General features: G+C 63.5%; 14 protein-coding genes. 1 reads left to right on the top strand and 13 read right to left on the bottom strand.

The features are described 5' to 3' along the window. Nucleotides 1–11: 11 nt before the first annotated feature. From BFP89_RS25280 to BFP89_RS25255, 6 genes are all read right to left on the bottom strand, one after another. The gene (locus BFP89_RS25280; protein ID WP_065888173.1) at nucleotides 12–4,817 is read right to left on the bottom strand and encodes a non-ribosomal peptide synthetase; all 4,806 of its coding nucleotides are present in this window, start codon (nucleotides 4,815–4,817) and stop codon (nucleotides 12–14) included. Nucleotides 4,818–4,884: 67 nt separating this feature from the next. Then, nucleotides 4,885–5,877 (bottom strand): TauD/TfdA family dioxygenase, encoded by a 993-nt coding sequence (locus BFP89_RS25275; protein ID WP_141689135.1) that lies wholly within the window; start codon nucleotides 5,875–5,877, stop codon nucleotides 4,885–4,887. Nucleotides 5,878–6,028: 151 nt separating this feature from the next. Next, entirely contained in the window at nucleotides 6,029–6,967 is a 939-nt protein-coding gene (locus BFP89_RS25270; protein ID WP_176718442.1) for an ABC transporter substrate-binding protein, read from the bottom strand. A 28-nt stretch (nucleotides 6,968–6,995) separates the two neighbouring features. Next, nucleotides 6,996–8,039 carry a FecCD family ABC transporter permease gene (locus tag BFP89_RS25265; RefSeq protein WP_065888171.1) on the bottom strand — a complete coding sequence of 348 codons (1,044 nt, stop codon included), beginning with the start codon at nucleotides 8,037–8,039 and terminating at the stop codon, nucleotides 6,996–6,998. Beyond that, nucleotides 8,036–9,019 carry a FecCD family ABC transporter permease gene (locus BFP89_RS25260; RefSeq protein ID WP_065888170.1) on the bottom strand — a complete coding sequence of 328 codons (984 nt, stop codon included), beginning with the start codon at nucleotides 9,017–9,019 and terminating at the stop codon, nucleotides 8,036–8,038. The genes BFP89_RS25265 and BFP89_RS25260 overlap by 4 nt, the downstream gene beginning before the upstream one ends. Continuing rightward, nucleotides 9,016–9,810, bottom strand: coding sequence for an ABC transporter ATP-binding protein (locus tag BFP89_RS25255; RefSeq protein WP_240998953.1), 795 nt, complete (start codon nucleotides 9,808–9,810; stop codon nucleotides 9,016–9,018). Before BFP89_RS25255 ends, BFP89_RS25260 begins: the two co-directional genes overlap by 4 nt. A 421-nt stretch (nucleotides 9,811–10,231) precedes the next feature. Between BFP89_RS25255 and BFP89_RS25250 the strand changes: the two genes are divergently transcribed. Beyond that, a complete protein-coding gene (locus BFP89_RS25250; protein ID WP_065888168.1) occupies nucleotides 10,232–12,361 on the top strand; it encodes a TonB-dependent siderophore receptor in 2,130 nt (709 codons plus the stop codon). 202 nt (nucleotides 12,362–12,563) lie between these two features. Here the strand turns inward: BFP89_RS25250 and BFP89_RS25245 are convergent, their stop codons facing one another. From BFP89_RS25245 to BFP89_RS25215, 7 genes are all read right to left on the bottom strand, one after another. After that, nucleotides 12,564–14,837: a TonB-dependent receptor gene (locus BFP89_RS25245; RefSeq protein WP_065888167.1), complete on the bottom strand. Its 2,274-nt coding sequence runs from the start codon at nucleotides 14,835–14,837 to the stop codon at nucleotides 12,564–12,566. 150 nt (nucleotides 14,838–14,987) lie between these two features. Further along, nucleotides 14,988–15,971: a siderophore ABC transporter substrate-binding protein gene (locus BFP89_RS25240; protein WP_065888166.1), complete on the bottom strand. Its 984-nt coding sequence runs from the start codon at nucleotides 15,969–15,971 to the stop codon at nucleotides 14,988–14,990. Next, nucleotides 15,968–16,750 carry an iron ABC transporter ATP-binding protein gene (locus BFP89_RS25235; protein ID WP_065888165.1) on the bottom strand — a complete coding sequence of 261 codons (783 nt, stop codon included), beginning with the start codon at nucleotides 16,748–16,750 and terminating at the stop codon, nucleotides 15,968–15,970. The genes BFP89_RS25240 and BFP89_RS25235 overlap by 4 nt, the downstream gene beginning before the upstream one ends. Next, nucleotides 16,747–17,694 (bottom strand): iron chelate uptake ABC transporter family permease subunit, encoded by a 948-nt coding sequence (locus BFP89_RS25230; protein ID WP_065888164.1) that lies wholly within the window; start codon nucleotides 17,692–17,694, stop codon nucleotides 16,747–16,749. The genes BFP89_RS25235 and BFP89_RS25230 overlap by 4 nt, the downstream gene beginning before the upstream one ends. Next, nucleotides 17,691–18,635 (bottom strand): ABC transporter permease, encoded by a 945-nt coding sequence (locus tag BFP89_RS25225; RefSeq protein ID WP_083208151.1) that lies wholly within the window; start codon nucleotides 18,633–18,635, stop codon nucleotides 17,691–17,693. The genes BFP89_RS25230 and BFP89_RS25225 overlap by 4 nt, the downstream gene beginning before the upstream one ends. Then, nucleotides 18,632–20,389, bottom strand: a complete 1,758-nt coding sequence (locus BFP89_RS25220) for an ABC transporter ATP-binding protein (protein WP_065888163.1) — start codon at nucleotides 20,387–20,389, stop codon at nucleotides 18,632–18,634. The genes BFP89_RS25225 and BFP89_RS25220 overlap by 4 nt, the downstream gene beginning before the upstream one ends. Then, nucleotides 20,383–22,161 carry an ABC transporter ATP-binding protein gene (locus BFP89_RS25215; protein ID WP_065888162.1) on the bottom strand — a complete coding sequence of 593 codons (1,779 nt, stop codon included), beginning with the start codon at nucleotides 22,159–22,161 and terminating at the stop codon, nucleotides 20,383–20,385. Before BFP89_RS25215 ends, BFP89_RS25220 begins: the two co-directional genes overlap by 7 nt. Between the last annotated feature and the right edge of the window lie 75 nt (nucleotides 22,162–22,236).

The following is a 22,236-nucleotide window of genomic DNA, read 5'->3' as shown; positions in this document are numbered from 1 at the left end:
GCCGGGGGTGCTCATTGCAGTTGCTCGAGCAGGCCGAGGAATTCGTCGTCGGAAAGCCCCGAGTCGGCGAAGTCGGCAGCGGTGGCGCGACCAACCTCGGGGGCCAGGCAATGTTCGAGCAGGGCTTCGATACCCTGCTGGAACTGCTGCGCCAGTGCGCCGATCAGGGCTTCGTCATGCACGTGCGGGGCGTAGCGCCATTCGATGTGCAACTGGCCCTGGTCGACCAGGGCGGTCACGTCGAGCAGATGGGTACGGCGGGTGTCGGGGGCGCGCATGGCCGGGCACAGCGGCTGCGCCAGGCGCCACAGGCGCGAACCCCCCAGCCACTGGTCGACCCGTCCCAGGTAGTTGAAGGTAAGCAGCGAAGCGGCACCCAGCCCGTGCTGTGGGTCGAGGCGCAGCAGGCCGTAGCCGATGCCCTGCTCCGGTACGCGGCGCAATGCCTCCTTGGCGGCGATGATCGCCTCCTCCGGCTGTTCGGCGGCACGCACGGCCAATGGGTAACGGCTGGTGTGCCAACCCACCGAGCGCGACAGATCCGGGCCCTGCTCCCAGCCACTGCGACCGTGGCTTTCCATCTCCAGGGTGACCTGCTCACGCCCCTGCCATTGGCCGATCACGCCAGCCAGTGCCGCGACCAGCAGATCCTGCACCTGGGTGCTGTAGGCCCCATGGCAGTCGCCCAGCAACCATTCGGTTTTCTCCAGGGACAGTTTCGTTTCCAGCGTGCGGCTTTCGCCATACACGCTGACATCACGGGCGACGTCGCCCTCCTCGGCCAACTGCGCTTGCCAGTAGCCACGCTGGGCCAGCACCTCGGGGGCCTGGCGATGACGCTGCAAGGCCTCGCTCCAGCGATCGAAGCGGGTGGAAACCGCCGGCAACGAAGCCTGCGGGTCGTGGTACAGGCTTTCCAGCTCGTCGAGCAGCACCTGCCAGGACACCGCATCGACCAGCAGGTGATGCGCCGTACACAGCAGGTGCCCGCTGCCGATGAAATACACCCAGCGGATCAACGGGGCTCGATCCAGTTGCCAACCCTGCTGCCACTGCTGCAGCAGCGCGTCGTCCAGCGGCTGTTCGACCACCTGCAGCAGCGTGTCGGCCATCGCCGCCGACAGCGGCTGATAGCGTTGCTGCCAGCCCTGCCCGCTCTGCTCGAAGGTCAGCCGCAGGCTGCTGTGACGCCGCAACAAGCTCGCCAGCGCCGGGGCCAGGCGCGCCGGTTCCAGCGGCTGGTGAACGGCCAGCAACAGGGACTGGTTCCAGTACTGTGGCGTGGCCTGCTGCTGGTCGAAGAACCAGGCCTGGATCGGCGTCAGGGCAAAAGCGGCGCTTGGCTCGGCGCTATCGACCTTGGCTTGCTCGACCACACTGGCGAGGTCCACGGCCTGCTCGGCCCAGCCGCTGACCGAAGGGAACTCGAAGATCTGCTTGGGCTTGAGCTGCAGGCCCTGCTGCTTGGCACGGGCGATGATCTGCAGGCTGAGGATCGAATCGCCACCGACCGCGAAGAAGTTGTCGTCGGCTTGCAGATCGGGCTTTTCGAGAATCTCCCGGGCAATCACCAGCAGCCGCTCGACCCTGGCGCGCTGTGGCGTCTGCGCCACCCGCGCCAGCGCCCGCACGCTGGGCTCGGCGAACAGTTGCTTGGGGGTGAGGGTGATCTGTTGCTGGCGTGCACGGGCAATGATCTGCAGGCCGAGAATCGAATCGCCGCCATGGGCGAAGAAGTTGTCGTCCGGGCCGATGTTCGGGTGACCCAGCAGTTCACGCCAGATCGCCAGCAAGGCGCTTTCCAGTGCACTCAACGGCTGTTCGGTACGCCCCTCGAGATTGCGCGGTGCTTGCTCGGCCAGGTTCAACAACGCCTGACGATCGACCTTGCCATTGGCCAGCAGTGGCAGCGCCCCCAGGCAATGCCACTGCGCCGGTTGCATGTAGTCCGGCAGGCGTGCCTGCAACGCGGCCTGAATGTCCGCCAGTGCGCTCGGCCCGGCGACCAGGAAGGCCACCAGGCGGTTGCCGGTCAAGGGCGTCGGTGCGTTGAGCACGCGCACGTCATCGACCTGTGGCAGCGCACGCAATTGCGCCGCCACTTCCGAAGGCTCGACGCGGTAGCCGCGAATCTTCACCTGCTCGTCCAGGCGCCCGAGGAACAGCACCCGCCCCAGATGATCGAGGCGTGCCCGGTCACCCGTGCGGTAACCCCATGCACCGAAGCGCGCCCGATCGGCCTCGCCGGCACTCAGGTAGCCACGCGCCACGGTCGCGCCCTCGATATACAACTCGCCGCTGACGCCAGCCGGCAGCACTGCGCCATCCGGCCCGCGCACGCTGACTTGCACGTTGCCCAGGGGGCGTCCGAGCGGTGCGTCACCCTCACCTTCGACGTCGTGCGTCAGCACGCCCACCGTGGTTTCGCTGGGCCCGTAGTGGTTGACGATGCGCAGCTGCGGGCTTAGGGCGCGCACCCGCGCCAGCAGATCGGCGCCGAGGGCTTCGCCACCGAGTACCAGGCACTGGCGCGGCAACAGGCGCTGCGGCTCGCTGGCCACCAGCAGGGCGTTGAGGTGCGAGGGCACGATCTTCAGCATGTCCACCGGCTGCTGCCCGAGCAGCGCCGCCAGCTCCTCGGCATCGAAGGCCAGCGCTTCGTCCAGCAGGCGCAAGCGCCGGCCGCTGAGCAGCGCGCCGAACAAGGCGGTGTGGCCCAGGTCCGTGGCGCAACTGGCCAGGCTCGTCAGGCTGGCGTCGGCACTCAAGCGCAGCCGCGCCAGGCAGGCGCTGACATAGTGCACAAGGTTGCCCTGGGTCACCTCCACGCCCTTGGGCCGCCCGCTGGAGCCGGAGGTGTAGACCACGTAGGCCGGCACGTCCGCCGGCACGCGGGTGCGCAGCGGCGCATCGCTGAACAGCGCCTCGACCGGCACGGCCAGCCACTGCACCTGCGTCGGTAACCAGTTTGGCCGTTCGCCCTCACCCACGTAGACAGTGGGCGTTGCATCCAGGCAAATATCCTGCAGACGCGACGCGGGCCACTGCGGGTCGAGGGCCAGATAGGTCGCGCCGCACTGCCAGGCGGCGAGCATGTGCATCACCAGTTCGCGGCTGCGCGGCAGGCAAAGGGCAACCCGATCACCGCTCGCACTCAACGAACCGTGCAGGCGCTCGCCACGGGCGACCACGGCGCTGGCCAGTTCGGCATAGCTCAGTTGCCCCTGTTGATCCTCCAGGGCGATGGCCTGGGGTTTCTCAATGCAGTGTTTGGCAAAAGCGTTCCAGGCGCTCTCTTCCGCTACCGGCAGGCATTCGCCGGACAATTGCGAACGCTGCTCGAGAGGCAGCCAGTCCAATTCGGCAAACGGCACGTCCGGCTGCTCCAGGGCCGCCATGACCAGGGCAATGAACTGCGCCTGAAAACGCTCGACGCTCTCGCGCCGATACAGCGCCTTGCTGTAACGCCAGCGCCCGACGAACTCGGGCAGGTCATCGATGATCACCAGGTTCAATTCGTGGGCCGCACCACGCTGCTCGCCAATCATGCGCTCGATGTAGCGCTCGAACGGCACGTCACGCTCCTTGTTCAGCGTGAACATGTGCTGGAACACCGGTGCCCGGCCCATCTGCCGCGGCAGATCCAGGTGCTTGGCCAGGCGCGCGAAGGGATAGTGACGATGGTGCAAGGTCTGCCGGACAGTGCCCGCCACCTGCTTGGCCCACTCAGCGCTGGACAGGTCACGACGCAAACGGCAGCGCACCGGCAACGGGTTGACCAGATAGCCCGGCAGTTCAGCCTGCTCGCGCTTCAGGCGCCAGCCACTGGGCGTACCGAGAACGAAATCATCCTGCCCGGACAGCACCCCGAGAAATTGCTGGAACAGTGAGAACCAATAGACGTAGGGCGTCACGCCCAGGCCTTTGGCGACCGCACGCAGCCGCTCGCTGTTGTCCGCGCCAAAATGGAACGACAGCTCTGCGCCCTCGAAGCCCTGGGTGCTGCCACGGGCGAAGTCGATGGGCAGGTCCAGCGCCGGCGCTTCGGCCAGTTGCGCCTGCCACCAGGTCAGTTCCTCGGCCTCGATCGCCTCGCTGCGCAGGTACAACGCGCTGCCCCAGTTGCGATAGGCCTCGGGGTCGACATCAGCAAGCACGTCGCCGTCGACCAGGGCGAACAGCTCACCGAACAGCACGTCGAACGTGGTCAGGTCGGAAGCGATATGGTGGATGCCCAGCAGCAGCGTATGCTCGACACGGTCGCCCGACTGGTTGCTCAACAGCACCAGCCGGCTGACCTCACCGGCAGCCAGATCGAAGGGTTTGTCGGCCAGCTCAATGACACGTCGCTGCACACTGGCGGCATCCGCGTCCTGCCGGATTTCGCATTGCAATGAGGTGGGCTGCGGGCGGCTGTCCCACTGCAGCAACTCGTCATCACGTTCGACATAGGCACTGCACAGGTGCGGATAACGCTGCTGCACCGTCTGCCAGGCCCGCTCCAGACGATGGGGCAGATCTGCCCAGAGGTACTGCGGCCTGATACGCCCGGCCAGGGCGATGTTGTAGGCGCAACTGCCGGGTTCCATACGCTGCAGGAACCACAGGGCCCGCTCGTTATCGTTGAGCGGGCGCGCCTGGAAGTAGTCAGGGTGACGCGCCAACCAGGGCAGAATTTCCGCACTGCGCACGTGCAGCTCACGCTCCAACTCGGTACTCAGAGCCTCAGGCAAGCCCGTGAAAATCATCAGGCGGCCTTCGCTCGCGGACAGGCGGATACCGCGCAGCCAGCAGTCATGCATCAAGCGATCGAGCATGTGTCGTCCTTCATCGTGCGGATTCGAGGTCAGCCACCCTGGCAGTGGCTTCGAGGATTATTCAGCGTCAGACGGCCGAAGCGGGCTCAGCCATGGCCACCACCACCTTGCGTGCCCCCTGAAAGGTGGAGCGGCCATGGGCGACCAGCATGTTGTCGAGCATCAGCACATCGCCCGCCTGCCAGGGGAAGCTGATCTGGGTGCGCTGCAGGACATCGCGCACATGCTCCAGCGCCTCCAGCTCGATGGGCGAGCCATCACCGTAGAAGACGTTACGCGGCACGCCCTCCTCGCCGACGATCGACACCAGCGTTTCGCGCAGCGCTTCGGGGAGGTTGGAGATGTGGAACAGATGCGCCTGGTTGAACCAGACCCACTCCCCGGTGACCGGGTGCTGCGCGATGGCCTGGCAGACCTGGCGCGTACGCAGCTCGCCGTCGTCCTTCCACTCGAAGTCGATGTGGTTGAGCCGACAGAAGCGCTCGACCTCGCTGCGATCCTCGGTGCTGAACGCCTGCTGCCAGGGGAGATCCAGACCATTGCCATAGTTGCGCACGTACATCAGGCGCTTGTCGGCGAAACGCTGGCGGATGGCGGGATCGATGCGCTGATAGACCAGGCGACTGTCGGCGATGGGCGTCTCACCGCCGACCGGCGCGGTCTGGATGCAGTGAAACCAGATTTTCATCGGCCAGTTCAACGAGTAGGACTGCTCGTTGTGCAGCGGAATGACCTGGTGAGCGGGGTATTCGGTCGACGTATACACGCGGCTGTTGAGCTTGGTGCGTGGCGTGGAGGCGTAGTCGTAGGTCAGCAGTTCGTGACCGAAACAGCGGGCGAAATCCTCGAAGTCGTTAGCGTCGCGGAAGGCGAAATCGCGAAAGAGGATGCCACCGGTGGTCTGCAGGTTGCTGTCGGCGGCACGCCGGATCAGCTCTGCGTGATCACGCCAGGAGTCGCCTGGCACAGGGGCACGCAACACAAAGGGCAGCGGTACCTCGACACCCGCCTGAACCTCATCGAGTGAATGGTTTGCGCGGTTGAGCAAATCGGTAAGCATCTGCGTTCCTTTGTGCTACTGACGAGGGGCACAAAATTATCGCAAAACCGACTCATTATCAAACACGAACTAATATTATTTAAACCTAAGGTCCTGGGCACTATTTAACCATCACCCGCGCGGCCGCAGCCGCTTACCCAGGCTGGATGGATCACTTTTCCTGCAGGTTGTAATCGCGCTCGCCAATATGCGACAGCAGCAGGTAGGCCGAGCCGATCATGCCCTGCATGGTGTCGGCAAAACGACTGCGGTTGAAATACAGGAACTGATGGTTCTTCACCGCGAACAGGTTCTGCCACTGCGGCGAACGGCGGAAGGCCTCGGTGCTTGCCTGCGAACCGAGCATTTCCTCATAGGTATCGATGATGAAATCACTGTCGAAGTCGCCAATGCGCTCCAGGCTGTAAGGCACGTTCTGACGCGCCTCCTTGAAGGCCGACACGCGCCCCAGGCCGAAGTCGGCGATTACGTCATCCATGCCGGAACGGCCGATCAGCTGGAAACCGTCCGGATACACCTCCAGGGTGGTTACCGTGATACGCCCCGGTTCCTTCACCCGCTTGGCGAATTCGCCGACGATCCATTCGTATTCGTTCAGCAGCTTCTGGTAGCGCTGCTGCTTGCCTACCAGTTCGGCCAGCTCCTTGGCGTAAGTCTTGATGTCGGTCTCGCGCGCTGGCAACAGCACCACCGGGGCAATGCGGCTGAGGCGCTCTTTCAGGTCCTGGTGATAGGACAGTCCGATGATCAGGTCAGGCTTGAGCGCCGCGATGGCCTCGAGATCGGGCGACTGGTGCGAACCCACATAGCGAATACCGGAGACATCGAAGCGCTGCTGAGCGCCACGGAACAACGCGTCCGAGAACATCTTCTTGCGCCCCGTGGACCCGCACGGGGTTATGCCCAGTTCGAGCAGTTGGGTGGTCAGGCTCAGGTCATGCAGGGAGACCACGCAACGCGGTGCGACGGGCACTTCGACACGGCCGAAACGGTTCTCGAAGACACGGGTTTCGGCGGCGACAGCGCGCATCGAACTCAGGCCCAACAGTACACAGGCTATCAGGGAAAGGGCTTTGAACTTCACCAACATCTTCGTCATATCCTTAAGTGACCACGCGTCAACGGTTGCGTTGCCGCGCCAGCAAAACCAACAGATAAGGCGCACCGATAATCGCCACCACCAGACCGGCCGGCAGTTGCAACGGCGGCAGCAAGCCGCGCCCCAAAGTGTCACCCAGCAGAACCAGTACGGCCCCGAACAGGGCCGACAGCGGCAACAATGCGCCATGCCGGTCACCGCACAACTGCCGCGCCAGGTGCGGCGCGACCAGACCAACGAAGGTCATCACGCCGATATTGGCCACCGTTGCCGCCGTCAACGTGACGCTGCACAGCAACAGCAAGAGCATTATCACCGGTGCATTCAGGCCGCGACTGAGCGCCACGCTCTCTCCCAGCTGCAGGAGATTGAGCTGGCGATGACAGAACAACAGGGGCAGGCCCGCCACCAGCAGCCAGATCAGCAGGCTCTGCACCTGCGGCCAGCCACTGCGATGCAGGCTGCCGCCAAGCCACATCAGCGCCGATTCGACGCGATCAATATTGCCGTAGGTGATCAGCAGATCGGCGACGGCACCGAGCATGGCGGTCAGCCCCACACCAACCAGAATCAGGCGCAGCGGGGCAATGCCACCGCGCCAGGATAGCGCGACGATAAACAGCGCCACCGCCAGACCGCCAAGCAACGCTGCCAGAGGATAGAGCGACAGCGGCAAAGCCTGCGGCCACAGCACCAGGATCAGCAACATGGTGACGCTGGCGCCCGCCTCCACCCCGACCAATCCCGGCGCAGCCAGTGGGTTACGCGTCAGTGACTGCATCAACACGCCAGCCAGAGCCATCGCCGCGCCCCCGAGTATCGCCAGCAGGATGCGCGGCAGACGCAACTCCCACAGCACGCTGGCCGCCAGCGCCGTCTCATCATCGGCGAACAGGCTCTGCCAGAGCTGAGCCACGCCCGTCGTGTAGCTGCCTACGCTCGCCGCGTACAGCGTCAAGCCCATCAGCAACAAGAGCAGCACCAACGCCGCCAGCACATCGATGGGTCGGCCGACCCAGGGCAAGCCGGGGCATCGCCTTGGCGTAGTCAGCCAGCGACTCACTTGAGCTTCCTCAGTACCAGCGCGACGAATACCGGGCCGCCAATCAGCGCGGTGACGATGCCGGTGTTGAGTTCGTACGGGCTCACGAGGGTGCGCGCCACTATATCGGCCAGCACCAGCAGCAAGCCGCCCAGCAGCGGCGCGGCCAGCATTAGCTGCCGCAGGTCGTGGCCAACCAGCAGCCGCGCCGCATGGGGTACTACCAGCCCGACAAAACCGATGGGGCCAGCCAACGCCACCGCGCAACCGGACAGCAGCACCACGGCCGCCAAACTCAACAGCCGCATCCGCAACAGGTTGACGCCCATGCTGGAGGCCACCTGCGCGCCCAGCCGATAGGCATTCAACGCCCGCACATTGAGCAGGCAAAGCAACATGCCGGTGATCAGGTAGGGCCAGAGCCAGCTCGGCAGGTTTGCCCCACTGATACCCAGCGAGCCGGTCAGCCAGCGACGCAGGCTGTCCAGCCCCTGCTGATCGAGCAGCAGCAGAATCGCGGTGATGGCGCCGAACAGCGCGGCCATCATCGCTCCCGAAAGCGTCAGGCGCACCGGATTGGGCGTGCGCCCGGCCAGCAGCATGACGCCGATGGCGGCCACCAGAGCGCCGCTGAAGGCAAACAGGGGAATCATGGTCATGTCATTGCCGGGTAGCACCAGCAAGCCAATCACCACGAACAAGGCCGCACCACTGTTGATGCCGAGGATGCCCGGGTCGGCCAACGGATTGTCGCCCACCGCCTGCATCACCGTGCCGGCCAGCCCCAGGCAGGCGCCCACAACCATCGCCACCCACAGGCGCGGCAGGCGCGAACCGCGGATGACACTGTGATCAGAATTACTCGGGTCATACGCCAACAGCGCCTGCCAGACATCGCTCCAGGGGATCGACTTGGCCCCCACGGCCAGGTGCAGCGTCGACGCCAGGCCGATGCCGATCAAGATCGATAACCAGATCGACCAGCGCCACCCACCCGTCATCGGGCTACCTGGCTGTGGAGTGCGCGAATGCGCGCAGGCGAAGCCGGCACGCACAGAGGATCACCGGAATGTGGATCGATGAGAATATGCGCATCCAGATCGAACACCGCCTTGAGGTTGGCCGCAGTGAAGACCTCGGCAGGCGTGCCCTGGGCGTGCACCTTGCCCTGGCGCAACATCACCAGTTGATCGGCGTAGCGCGCGGCCTGGTTGAGGTCATGCAGAACCGCGACGACAGTGCGTCCCTGGTCACGCAGATCGGCGAGCAATTCGAGCAAGGCGATCTGATGAGCGATGTCGAGAAAGGTGGTGGGCTCGTCGAGCAGGATGACCGGGGTCTCCTGCGCCAGAGTCATGGCAATCCAGCAGCGCTGTAACTGCCCTCCGGACAGGCTGGTCAGGGTGCGGTCCAGCAGCATGCCGACGTCGGCCAGTGCCACGGCGCGGTCGATCGCCTGCTGATCGGCGTCACTCCACTGCTGCCACCAGCTTTGCCAGGGGTAGCGCCCCTGCATGACCAGCTCGCGCACGGTTATGCCGGCAGGCGAAGCGGTGCGTTGCGGCAACAGCGCTATTTGCCTCGCCAGATCACGTCGCGAGAGCTGAACGTGGGGCTTACCCTGCAGCAGGACGTCGCCGCTGGCCGGGCGTAGCATGCGCGCCAGCACGTTCAGCAACGTGGTCTTGCCACAACCATTGGCCCCGATCAATGCGGTAAAGCAGCCTTCGTGAATGGTCAGACTGATGTCATCGAGCACCTTCAATTCGTCGAATTGGAGATGAAGCCCCATCGCTTTCAACATGCATACACACTCGAATTCGAACCACCGCGCCAGCGCCCTCTTGGCTCAGAGCCAGCGCAGATTGCCGGGCATGCGGGTTCACCGCGAATCTCGTCCAGCTCAGGGCGGACATTGCCTTTCGGGCAGCGTCCAGGCCTTGAACATTTATGCGCATTAGCTTGCAGTAATATCTTGGTGATGACAATAACGCGTGAGCTAGTACAAATATTTCTCATTTAGATGTAGAGTTCGCGCGCTATTGCTGACTGCCACGGCGCACTGGCGTGAAGGATCACAGAAAGTCCTCCGCATTGCGCACACATAACAGAAGACCAGAGGATGTACCTTCGCCATGCGCCAGGTTACGCACCTAAGCCCCGAACGTTTCGCCCGACGCCCAGCCTTCAGCATTACCGCGCTAGCACTGGCCATGGCCAGCCTGGGCTCGGGCAGCCTGCATGCCGCTGAGACCAACCCGGCAGCCACGGCTGCGCCGTTGGAGATTGATGCCATCAACGTTACCGGGCAAAGCGTTGAACAGCCCACCGAGCATGTGGTCGGCTATGTAGCCAAACGCAACATGAGCGCTACCAAGACCGACACGCCGATCACCGAGACGCCGCAGTCGCTGTCGGTGGTGACGAGCGACGAGATCCGCGACCGCCAGGCGGAAACGTTGGCCCAGGCGCTGAGCTACACGCCAGGGTTCACCGCCAGCGCGACCTCGTTCAACCGCACTGCGGACCGTTTCCGCATGCGCGGCTTCTCCGTCGAATCCGCCACCGGCGGCTCGCTGCGCGACGGCCTGCGCCTGCAGAACAACTCCTACGACGGCATTCAGGAACCCTATGGCCTGGAGCGCGTCGAGGTCATCCGCGGCGCTGCCTCGGTGCTCTACGGCCAGCTCTCGCCCGGCGGCATGGTAAATGGCGTCAGCAAGCGCCCAACCGAAACGCCGCTTCATGAGCTGCAACTGCAGACAGGCTCCAATGACCGCAAGCAGCTCGCCGCCGATTTCAGCGGCGCACTGCCCGGTAGCGACACCCTGAGCTATCGCCTGACCCTGCTCAGCCGCAACAGCGACACCCAGCAGGATCATCTCAACGACGACAAGATCTACATCGCCCCGGCGCTGACCTGGCGCCCTGACGAAGACACATCGCTGACCCTGCTGTCCTTCTACCAGAAGACCGATACGCGTTTCCCTGCGCCCCTGCCCTATCAGTTGGTCAAAGGTGCGGGTGACGGCGCCTTCAAGATCGGCCGCCACGACTTTATCGGCGAGCCGGGCTACGACGACATGAATGGCGAGATGTCGGCCCTGGGGTACGAATTCACCCACCACTTCAACGAACACTTCACGCTTAATCACAAGCTGCGTTACTCCGAGTCCGATGTGAAGTGGAACTACCTGCAAGCTCAGACGTCCGCAGCGGCGATCCGCAATGCCGCCAACACCGGCATCCTTGCACGGCAATACAGTGATCGCCGTGAGCGTGCTCGAACCCTGGGCAGCGACACCAATATCGAATCGAAATGGCAGCTCGGCAGCGTCGAGCACACCGTTCTGGTCGGTTTCGACGGCTATGACACTTCCTACGACTCCCATAACTTCCGAGGCGCAGCCCCCAGCCTGGACCTGAGTCGCTACAACTATGGTCAGCCCGTAGTGGTCAACAAAAACCGCTCCTTAGACCGTGGTTCGCAGCTCGACATGCTGCAAAAAGGTGCCTATTTCCAGGATCAGATCAAGTTCGGCGACAAGTGGGTCCTGCAGGTGGGTGGCCGCCATGACTGGGCCGACCAGCAGCAGACAGCGCATCGCAATGGCGCCAAGGCCAGCCAAAGCGACGAAGCCACCACCTGGCGCGCTGGCCTGGTCTACCTGGCGGACAACGGCCTGGCGCCCTACATCAGCTATAGCGAGTCGTTCTTCCCGGTTTCCGTTGCGCAAGTCACCGGCCAGACCTTCACCCCCACCGAAGGCAAACAGTACGAAGTGGGTGTGCGCTATCAGCCCAAGGACAGCAATATGCTGCTCAGCGCAGCCGTCTACGAGCTGACCCAGACCAACGTGCTCAAGCAGGATCCAGCGACCGACGAGTTCCGCCAAACCGGCGAGGAACGCTCCCGCGGTCTGGAGCTGGAAGCCAAGGCGGATATCACCTCGGCACTCAGCGTGATCGCCACCTACGCCTATACCGATGCACGCACCACCAAGAGCGCGATCGCCGCCGAAGTGGGTCAACGTACCGACGAAACGCCCTACCACCAGGCAGCCCTGTGGACCCGCTACGACTTCGTCAACTGGGGCATTCCGAAACTGACCGTGGGCGCCGGCGCTCGCTACATGGGCACAACACAGGCCTCGGGTATGGATTCGGCCATGCCAGCCTATACCCTGTTCGACGCCATGGCGCGCTACCGGATCGACGAACACTGGGACGTGACCGTCAACGCCAACAACCTGACCGACAAGCGCTACGCGCAGTGCAGTTTCTCCACCTGTCTCTACGGTGACGAGCGCACCCTGCTGACCTCGGTGAACTTCAACTGGTGACCCGCCGCTCCGCGCGCCGAGCAAGCCCCTTGCTGCGGCGCGCGGCCTTATCTGCCTGACGGACAGAGGCAGTGGGCGACCCATTCTCCGCTCTGGAGAAACCAGATCCTTGATTAATTCCCACGATGCGTCAGAGAGTTCGTAACGCTTTGCCAACCCGGCATGGCGGCATCCTCGGACGCCCCCACGCTCGGGTTAAAGGTTAGAAATCCACCGACGCCGACAGCTGCAGCGTACGCGGCGTACCCAGGCCACCGGACAATCCGCTGCCGTCGCCGCCGCTGTACGAACCGATCCAGTAGGCGCGGTTGGCCACGTTTTCGACATTGGCGCGCAAGGTCACGGGCTTGGACATGACCTTGGTGGTGTAGCGGCCGCCCACGTCAAACACGGTGTAGGACGGCAGTTCCATACGATGGTCGTCGGTGACGTAGCGGCGGCCCACGTAGTTGGTGTTGGCGGTCAGGGTCAGGCCCGGCACCGTTTCCAGGTCGTATTCGGCGCCCAGTTTGGCGATGATCTTCGGTACGCCGGTCACCTGGTTGCCTTCGTTGGACTTGACCAACGCCTTGGTCAGCTCCGCCTGGGTATAGGATGCGCCGCCCATCAGGCGCAGGCCGGGTTGTACTTCACCGAAGAAACTCCATTCCACGCCACGGTTACGCTGCTCGCCATTGGTGGCGTAGATATTGGTGACAGGGTCGGTGTAGGCGCTGGGTTTTTCAATCTGAAACACAGCCAGAGTGGTGGCGAAGGTGCCCAGGTCGAACTTGGCGCCGGCCTCATACTGCTTGGTCTGGTAAGGGCTGAGGATTTCACCCGAGTTGGCGGCGCTGGTGGGTGCCGTGCCTCCTTGGGACAACCCTTCGATGTAGTTGGCATAGAGCGAAACGTCGTCGGTGACCTTGACCAGCAACGCCGTCGCCGGCGACACCTTGCTGTCGCTGTAGCGGGACGTCTTGACCCGGGCCGGCGTCAGGCCGGCGCTTTCCACGGTCTGGTTGCGCCAGCCTACGGTCCATTGCACGCGGCCATCGAGGAACGACAGGGTGTCGAGGAACGCAAAGCTTCTCAGCTTGGCTTCGCTGCGGGAGGTGACGGCGCCGTATTTGCCCAGAGGCGGTGTCGGGCCGAAGTCGAGGTTGTCGTAGTTGGTGACCACATAGTTGGGGATCATCAAGTCCTTGTAGCTCATCTCCGTTTTGTACTGGGTGGCGGCCACAGACCAGGCGTGGCCAACCGGGCCGGTGTCGAACGTGCCCTTGAGGCCGGCTTCACCGGACTTCTGCGTGCCCTGCCCGTCCGAGCGATAAGCCAGCACGTTGATGTCCCCGGTGTTGTTGATCAGCGTGTCACGGGTCATCAGGGCATTGCGGCCACCGTCGCGCTGGCCATAGGCGGCAAAGGCGGTGAGCGAGTCGTTCACGTCGACCTCGCCACGGACCAGCACGGTTTCGGTGTCGTTGATGGTGTAGGCCCAGTCCGGTGCCAGGGAGTGGTTGCCCTTCCTCGGGCTGGGCACTTTATTGACCGCCGGCGAGATGCCGATGCCGAAATAGGTGGCGCCATCCAGGCGCTCACGCTGCTTGTAAGCGTCCAGGGACAGGCGTACGCGCTCAGTACGCCAGTCCAGGCCCAGGGCGTTGAGTTGCATTTTTTGCTGCTGGTCGTCCACGCTGGTGTCGCCATCGCGGTACACGCCGTTGTAGCGGATACCGAACTGGTTCTGCTCGCCAAAACGTCGACCCACGTCAGCGTGGGCGCCGTACAGCCCCCTGGATTCGTAACTGGTGGTGATCCGCGTCAGCGGCTCGTCGGCGGCGCGCTTGGGCACCATGTTGATGCTGCCGGCGACGCTGCCATCGGGCGGCATGCCGTTGAGCAGTGCAGACGGGCCCTTGAGCACTTCGATGCGCTCGGCCAGTTCGGTCGAGCCGCGCAGGTTCGGCGCCATGCCGGCCAGGCCGTTGAAGGTGACGTCGTTGGCGCTGGTGTTGAAACCGCGGATGAAGAAGGTTTCGAGGATGGACCGCTTGGACGGCACGTTGACCGACGGGTCAGTGGCACCAATCACCGAGCCGATGTCCTTGGCCTGGTGGTTGCGTACGAATTCATCGGTGTAGCTGATGGCGTTGAACGGTGTTTCCATGAAGTCCTTGTTGCCCAGCAGCCCGATACGCCCGCCCGTGGCGACCTGCCCACCCGCGTACGCAGGTGGCAGGTCGTCGGCGGCGAGCCGCTCGCCCACGATGGTGGTTTCCGACAGCACCAGGCGGTTCTTTTCCGCTTCGGGCCGAACCTCGGTGGCCGCCTCCGGTTCAGGCGCCGCCGACACGGCCAGCGAGCCGCCGCTCAAACCGAGCAGCAAGGCCATCTGCACGGCTGAGAACGTGCGGTTCAAGGTAAACGGGAAAGTACGCGGTGTGGCCTGGGATAAATCAGGGTGGGCGCGAGTTGGGCGGCCGTGTTCCGACATGCTGGATTCCTTTCGATGCGAAGTATTGAAGTGCATTCACTAGGATTCCGTACCAGAACCCCAAACCCTCAATCTAAATGATAAATATTCGCAAGAAAAAAACCGCGGCCTGAATGGCAGCGGCTTTGGGTACACGAACGCGTGTCTGGATCAGCCTTTGTAGCCTTGCACCACCTCGTCCGCCATGCGGTTAAGGCAGGTCACACTGGCCGTGCACAGGTACCAGGTCTGGGCGTCGACAAAGATCACGCGGCCGTTGTTCCATGCCTTGGTCTTGCGCAACAGGGGGTTGTCCAGGCTCTTGAGGTCGAGGGCCGGGCGGTGCTCCATCACTGCCGTGCGGTCGATGACGTACAGAATGTCCGGGTCGGCCTGCTGAATGAACTCATTGGAAATCGGCTGGCCATGCAGCCCGGCCTCGATGTCGGGGCTGGCCGGTTTGACGCCCAGGGTGTCGAACACAAAACCGTAGCGTGATTTCACGCCGTAGGAGGTAAAGGCACCGTTGTTATGCAGCACGATCAAGGCCTTCTCGGGGCGACCGGCAGTGACTTGGCGGGTCTGTTCGACCTTGGCATCCATCTCCGCCACTTTCTGGCGGGCCAGTTCCGGCTTGTCGAGAATGCGCCCCATCAGGGTCAAATGGGCCTTGGCGGTCTCGATGAAATTGCCTTTTTTGTTGGTCAGGTCCACGTCGTCGTAAACGGTTGGCGCGATCTGGCTGAGTTCCTTATAGCTCTGGGCCTGCAGTGGAGAGATCAGGATCAGGTCGGGCTTGAGCGCATGCAGGCGCTCCAGGTTGGGCTGGATGGTCGTGCCCACATCCGCGACATTCGTGTCGTCACGGTAGCGAGTGAGGAAGCTGGCGACGTAGTCCTTGGCGATGCCGACCACCGGGGCCCCGAGTTGATCCAGGGTGTCGAGTTCGCTCATGTCGAAGGCCACTACCCGCTGCGGCAACTGAGTGACCACGGTGGTGCCCAGCGGATGCTCGATGGTGATCGGCGCGTAGGCCGCCTGCGCCGCGACCGGGGCCTTGGCCTCCGGCGCCGGTTTGTCACACCCCTGCAGCCCGGTCGCCACGGCCATCGTCAGCAGCAGCGCGCGCATTCTGTTCGTGTGATCAGTGCTCATGTCAGTTCCCTTGAAGGTGATGGGTTGAAGTAGTTGCAAACGAAGCCTTGTTGGCTGTGCAGAATCTCGAAATCCAGGTCGAACAGCTCGCGCAGGTTGGCCTCGGTCACTACCAGGTCGACCGGCCCGTGACGGTGGATGGCGCCGCCCTTCATCGCCACGATATGGTCGGAATAATTGGCCGCGAAGTTGATGTCATGCACCACCAGGATCACCGTGCGGCCTTGCTCATCACACAAGCGGCGCAAGGCGCGCATGATGTGAACAGCGTGCTTCATGTCGAGGTTATTGAGCGGTTCATCCAGCAGCAGGTAATCGGTCTGCTGGGCGATGGTCATTGCCAGGAACGCCATCTGCCGCTGCCCGCCGCTGAGCTCGTCGATGTAGCAAAGGCGCAGCGGTTGCAGTGAAAGGAACTCGATGGCTTCGTCGATCACCACCCGGTCCTGGGCGGTGAGTGCGCCTCGGCTGTAGGGGAAACGCCCGAAAGCCACCAGTTCTTCGACGGTCAGGCGCAGGTTGAAATCCGGCGACTGACGCAAGGTGGCGACGCGCCTGGCATAGTCGCGTACCGGCACGTCGGCGATGCTGCGCCCGTCCATCAGTACATCGCCACGGGTAGGCGTCAACAGACGGGCAATCAACATCAACAAGGTGGATTTGCCCGCCCCGTTGGGGCCGATCAATGAGGTCACTTGCCCCGGTGGGAACTGCACGCTGACGTCACTCAGCACATGCTTGGCGCCATAGGCTTTGTAGACGTGTTGGAGAGAGATCATGCGGTGCCTCGGTTTCGGATCATCAGCGCGAGCAGATACACACCGCACAGCAGGTTGATGAGAATGCTCACGGAGGTGTTGTAGTTGAACCATTGCTCCACCAGGTACTGAGCGATGATGAAAATGCCAATGCCAATCGCACAGCCCAGGGGCAAGGTGACCCGGTGCCGCGTGGTGCCGGCCAGGGCGTAGGCGATGTTGGCGACGAACACGCCCATGAACGCGGTCGGCCCCACCAGGCTGGTGGACACCGCCACCAGAATGGCGATCAGCGCCAGTTGCAGGCGCACGCTGCGTGGGTAGTCGACCCCCAGGGAAATCGCCTGGTCACGTCCCAGGGCCAGGACATCGAGCACCGGCAACGTGCGCTGGGCGATGAAGCACACGGCCGCCACCAACACGCCCGAATAGATCACCTGCCCCGGTTGCGCCTTGTTGAACGAGGCATAGTTGAATCCCTGGAAAATCGAGAACTCCCCGGGGCTGATCTTCAACTGGATGAATTGGGTGAAGGTGCCCATCACCATGCTCAACACCAACCCCAGCAGCAACAGCAGGTACACGTCGTGACTGCCGTTGCGCAACAGCCAACGGTGGAGGAGCCACGAATAGCCGAGCATCAACAGCACCGATAACAGCACGTTGCCGTCACGCCCAAGCAGCAGGCTCTGGGTGCCCAGCAGCAGAATCAGCAACGCCTGGAACAACAGGTAGATCGCCTCGTAGCCCATGATCGCCGGCGTGAGGATGCGGTTGCCGGCGATGGTCTGGAATATCACCGACGAATACGCAATGCACACGCCGGCAATGCCGATTGCGGCCAGGCGGGTAAGCCGCTTGGGAATGACGTAATCGAAATCCAGGCCCGAGCCCAGCAACAGGAACCCAAGGGCCAGCAACAAGACCAGCAACCAAAGGCCATAACGGGTAGCCATGTGTCTCATGTGTACTTCCGGATCAGCAGCACCAGGAACACCACACCGCCAATGCAGCCGGCAGTCAGGCCGATCGGCACTTCGAAGGGGTAGATCAGCAGGCGGCCGAGGATGTCGCAAATCAACAGCAACGAGGCACCGCACAGGGCGACGATGGGCAGCGTGCGCTCCAGGTTTTCACCGTAGTGCAGGGCCACCAGGTTGGGAATCACCAGCCCGACGAAGGGAATCGCGCCCACGGTAATCACCGTGGCAGAGACGGTGACGGCCACCAGCATCAAGCCCAGCGCCGCGTTGGCGGCGTAGTTCAGGCCCAGGCTGCTGGCCATGCCCTCGCCCATGCCCAGTACGGTGAAGCGATGGGCATACAGGTAGGTCAGCACGACAATGGGCAGGATCAGGTAGATGATCTCGTAATTGCCCTGCACGATCTTCGAAAAATCGCCGAGCATCCAACCCTGCATGCTCTGCAGGATGTTGTGGCGGTAGGCGTAGAACTCGGCGACAGCGCTCAGCACGCTGCCGTACATCAGGCCGATCACCGGCACCATTACGGTGTTCTTGAACTGTATGCGCCGGATGATCGCGACATAGATCAGGCTGGCCGCAAAGCAAAAGGCCAGGGCGAACAGCATTCTGCCGGCGGCCCCGGCGCCCGGCGCGACCGTCAGAGAAATCAGAATGCCCAGCTTGGCGGCATCCAACCCACCGCTGGTACCGGGCTCGACGAAACGGTTACGCACGATCTGCTGCAGGATCACCCCGCACACGGCCAACCCGACCCCGGTGAGGATCAGCGCGGCCAGGCGTGGCAGCCGGCTGGCGGTGAGGGTCAGCCAGGCGTCGTCGGAAAAGCTCAGCAGCTCGACCCACGACACCTGCTTGACCCCCACCATCAGCGACAGGACGCACAGCACGACAAACAGGACGACTAATGCTGTACGACTCAAGAAGCGTCCTCACCCGCGATCCGCCAGCCTTTTGCCGCCCTGCGCTGGGCAAGAAAGTGGGCATACAGCCCGGGTTGGGCGCTCAATTGGGCATGGGAACCCTGTTCGCTGAGCCGGCCTTGATCGAGCACCAGGATCTGGTCGGCCATGACCACGGTCGACAGCTGGTGGGCGATAACGATCAGCGTGCGTTTGCCGCGCAGCCGCGCCAGCGCTTCGGCGATGGCGGCCTGGTTTTCGGCATCCAGGGCTGCGGTGGCTTCGTCGACCAGCAGGATCGGCGCATCCTTGATCAGCGCACGGGCGATGGAGATCCGTTGGCGTTCGCCACCGGACAAGCGTGCCCCGCCCTCGCCCACCGGTGTGTCCAGGCCCTGGGGCAGTCGCTCGATGATTTCCAGTACGCCGGCTTGTCGCGCCGCTTCCATTACTTCGGCATCGCCGGCCGCGGGTTTGCCGATACGGATGTTGTCGGCAATGCTGCCCTGGAACAGGTAGGCATCCTGGAAGATCTGGCTGATCTGGCCGGCCAGTTGCTCACCGGACATCTGGCGCACATCCACGCCGCCGACGCTCACGTGGCCCTGGGTCACATCGAAGAAGCGTGCGATCAAGCGCACCAATGTGGTCTTGCCCGAGCCGGACGCACCCACCAGTGCGGTCATGCTGCCCGGTTCGATGCGCAGGCTGACCTCGCGCAGCACGTCGGGCTGGCCCTCGGCATAGGCGAAGCTGACGTTGCACAGTTCGACACTGCTATCGACAGGCGCCTCGGGGGCCTGTGGTTGCGGCAGCGGCTTGACTGCAAAAATCTCGCGCACCGCGCCCAACTGGCCACGGGCACCGCGCAGCACTTCGCTGTAGCCGGCCACTTCCAGCAGCGGGTCGATAAAGCGGCTGACCAGCAATAGCGTAATCATCACGGCGATGACCGAGCCTGCCTCCAGGCCGGCGCCCAGCAGGTCGCCCAGCCACAGGGTAGCAGCCACCAGCAGCGCAGCAAAACCGGCCTGCACCGCCCACGCATTGAACACCACCGACATCGCCGATACGTGGATCAGATGCCTGGCAGCCTGCTGCTGGCGACCGATGGCCTGTTCGAGAAACCGGGTACCGCCGTCCTCGCCATTGAAGGCACGCAGTACCGACTGCGCCTGGGCGAACTCGACCATGCGCTGACTGGTCAGGGCGGCGTTGTGCTGGAAGTCGTGGTCGGCTCGCTGCCCCAACCGTGCCGTCAACACGAACACGCCCTGCAGCACCGGCAGGGTCGCCAGGGCAACCAGGCCCATTGGCCAGTGCAGGGTGAACAGCGCGATGAGAATCACCACCGGCGTGACCACACCGGTCAACAGTGGCGTGAACACGTGTGCGGGCAACTGCGCCATTTCCATCATGCCCGAGGTCGCCAGATGGCTGAGCCGCGCCGTGTTGTGCGCACTGAACCAGCCGACGGGCAACTGCGCCACATGGTCGCCAAGGCGGTGGCGCCCGCGCTGGAGCACGGCGATGCCGACGCGGATGCCGGCTTTTTCCACGCTGCGTCGCAGCGCCCAGCACACCACCACACCGACGACCAGCGCGATCAGCCATTGCGCGGCGATGTGGGTATCCCCCGCCAACAAGTGGGTGAGGATCGGCACCAGCATGACAATCGTCACCCCGCAGAGCAGGCCATAGACCAGCGCCATCGCCAGGTAGCGGCGCAGCACCGAAGCGTCTTCGCCGAGCAGTTGAATAAAGGTTTTCAGCATGACGACACCGCCTGTTCCCTGGCTTGTTCATAACCGCCCAACGCCCACAGCCTGGCGTAGCGACCTTTGCGCGCGAGCAACTCGGCGTGGGTGCCTTGCTCGCAGAGGGTGCCGTTGTCGATCAGGATGATCTGGTCGGCGTGCATCACCGTGTCGAGCCGGTGAGCGATCACCATGAGCGTGCGCCCCTGGGCGAATCGCGACAGGGCTTGTTGCAGCTTGACCTCATTCTCGGCATCGGCTGCCGCCGTGGCTTCATCCAGTACCAGCACGGGTGGGTCGAGCAACACGGCGCGGGCGATGCTGACGCGCTGCAACTCACCGCCGGAAAGCTGTGCATCTTCACCGATCACCGAGTCATAGCCCCGTGGCAGGTCCAGGATGCGTTCGTGGATGTTCGCAATACGCGCGGCGGCCTCGATTTCCTGCTGGCTGGCCGAGGGACGGCCCAGGGCGATGTTGTCGCGCAGGCTGGCGTGAATCAGGCGTACTTCCTGCAAGACGAAACCGATGCGCCGGTACAACTGAGTGCTCTCGATGTGGCGCAGGTCGACCCCTCCCAGGGTGATACGCCCTTCGGTAGGGTCGAAAAAACGCAGCAGCAGGCGCGCCAGGGTCGACTTGCCGGAACCGGATGCGCCGACGATGGCGGTCACGGTGCCCGGCTTGAGGGTGAAGTTCAGGTCCTGGAGCACCGGGGCGTCGTCGTTATAGTGGTAGCTCAGGTGTTCGACGCGAATTTCAGCGTTTTCCGGCAATGGTGCTGACGTGCCTGGCAGGGTTTCGAGCACAGGGGTTTGCAGCAGGCTTTGCACGCGCTGGGCGGCGGCGGTCGCGTTGTTCAGGTCGTGGGTGATATAGCTCAGCAGCAACAGCGGCGCGCAGATGCCCGGAGCGACCAGGGCAAACGGCAGGATGTCCACCGGAGCCAGCCAGCCCTGGCTCACCCCCAACGTACCGGACGCCAGCACCACACCGAGTACCGCCACGGGTGTGATCATGGCGTGGGCGTTGGCCATCGCACTGACCAGTGGCCGGGTGAAGTCGGTAAACGCAGCGGCAAAGGCATCCACCGCACTCCGGTAACTGCCATGGGCCTTGCCCTCGGCGCCAAATGCCTTGACCACGGGAATGCCGTTGACGAACTCGATTACGGCATTGTTGATGCGCATCATGCCGGCGCCGAACGCTTGCATGTTCGCGCCACTGGCCTTGGTGGCGCGGGTGAAAAACAGGAAAAACAGCGGGAACGGCAGCAGCGAGACAATCGCCATGCGCCAGTCCATGGCAAACAGGTAGAGGATGGCGATGATCACCGCCCCAAGCGTGCGGCCGAGGGTGGTGAAAAAATGCGCCGTCAAGCTGTGCAAGGTGCCGATGTCATCCTGCATCGCCTGCTTGACCTCACCCGAAGCACGACGGGTGAACCAGCCCAGCGGCACCCTGGCCAACCGACGGGTGATGGCCTGGCGCAGGTGGCCGGTGATGTGGTTGTCGGCCAGGTGCGCGACCATCTCCCCCAGCGAAATCAAGATCATGCCCAGGAACAGGCAGGCCAGGCTGACGCCGACCACTTGCCAGACCGGGCCTTGCAGCTGGACCCAACTGGCTGCGTCGCCCATGGCCAGTCGCGCAATGTGGGCGATGCCGGCCAGGGGCACCAGGGTCAGCATGGTCCCAAGGGCGGCCAGTACTGCAGCAAGTATCAGCCGCCCGCGAATGGGGCGTAATACCTGGGATACCGAACCGATGGGTGTGTCTTTAACGCTCATGAGCTCTCCTGAATAACCACTGCCGGCCACCGTGTGGCGTACCTGGCGTCCTTTTGCGTTCGAGCGTTTTGCACA

It is taken from the genome of Pseudomonas sp. 31 R 17, assembly GCF_900004915.1.
Classification (GTDB): Bacteria; Pseudomonadota; Gammaproteobacteria; order Pseudomonadales; family Pseudomonadaceae; genus Aquipseudomonas; species Aquipseudomonas orientalis_A.
This window is presented reverse-complemented; position numbering and strand designations above follow the sequence as displayed.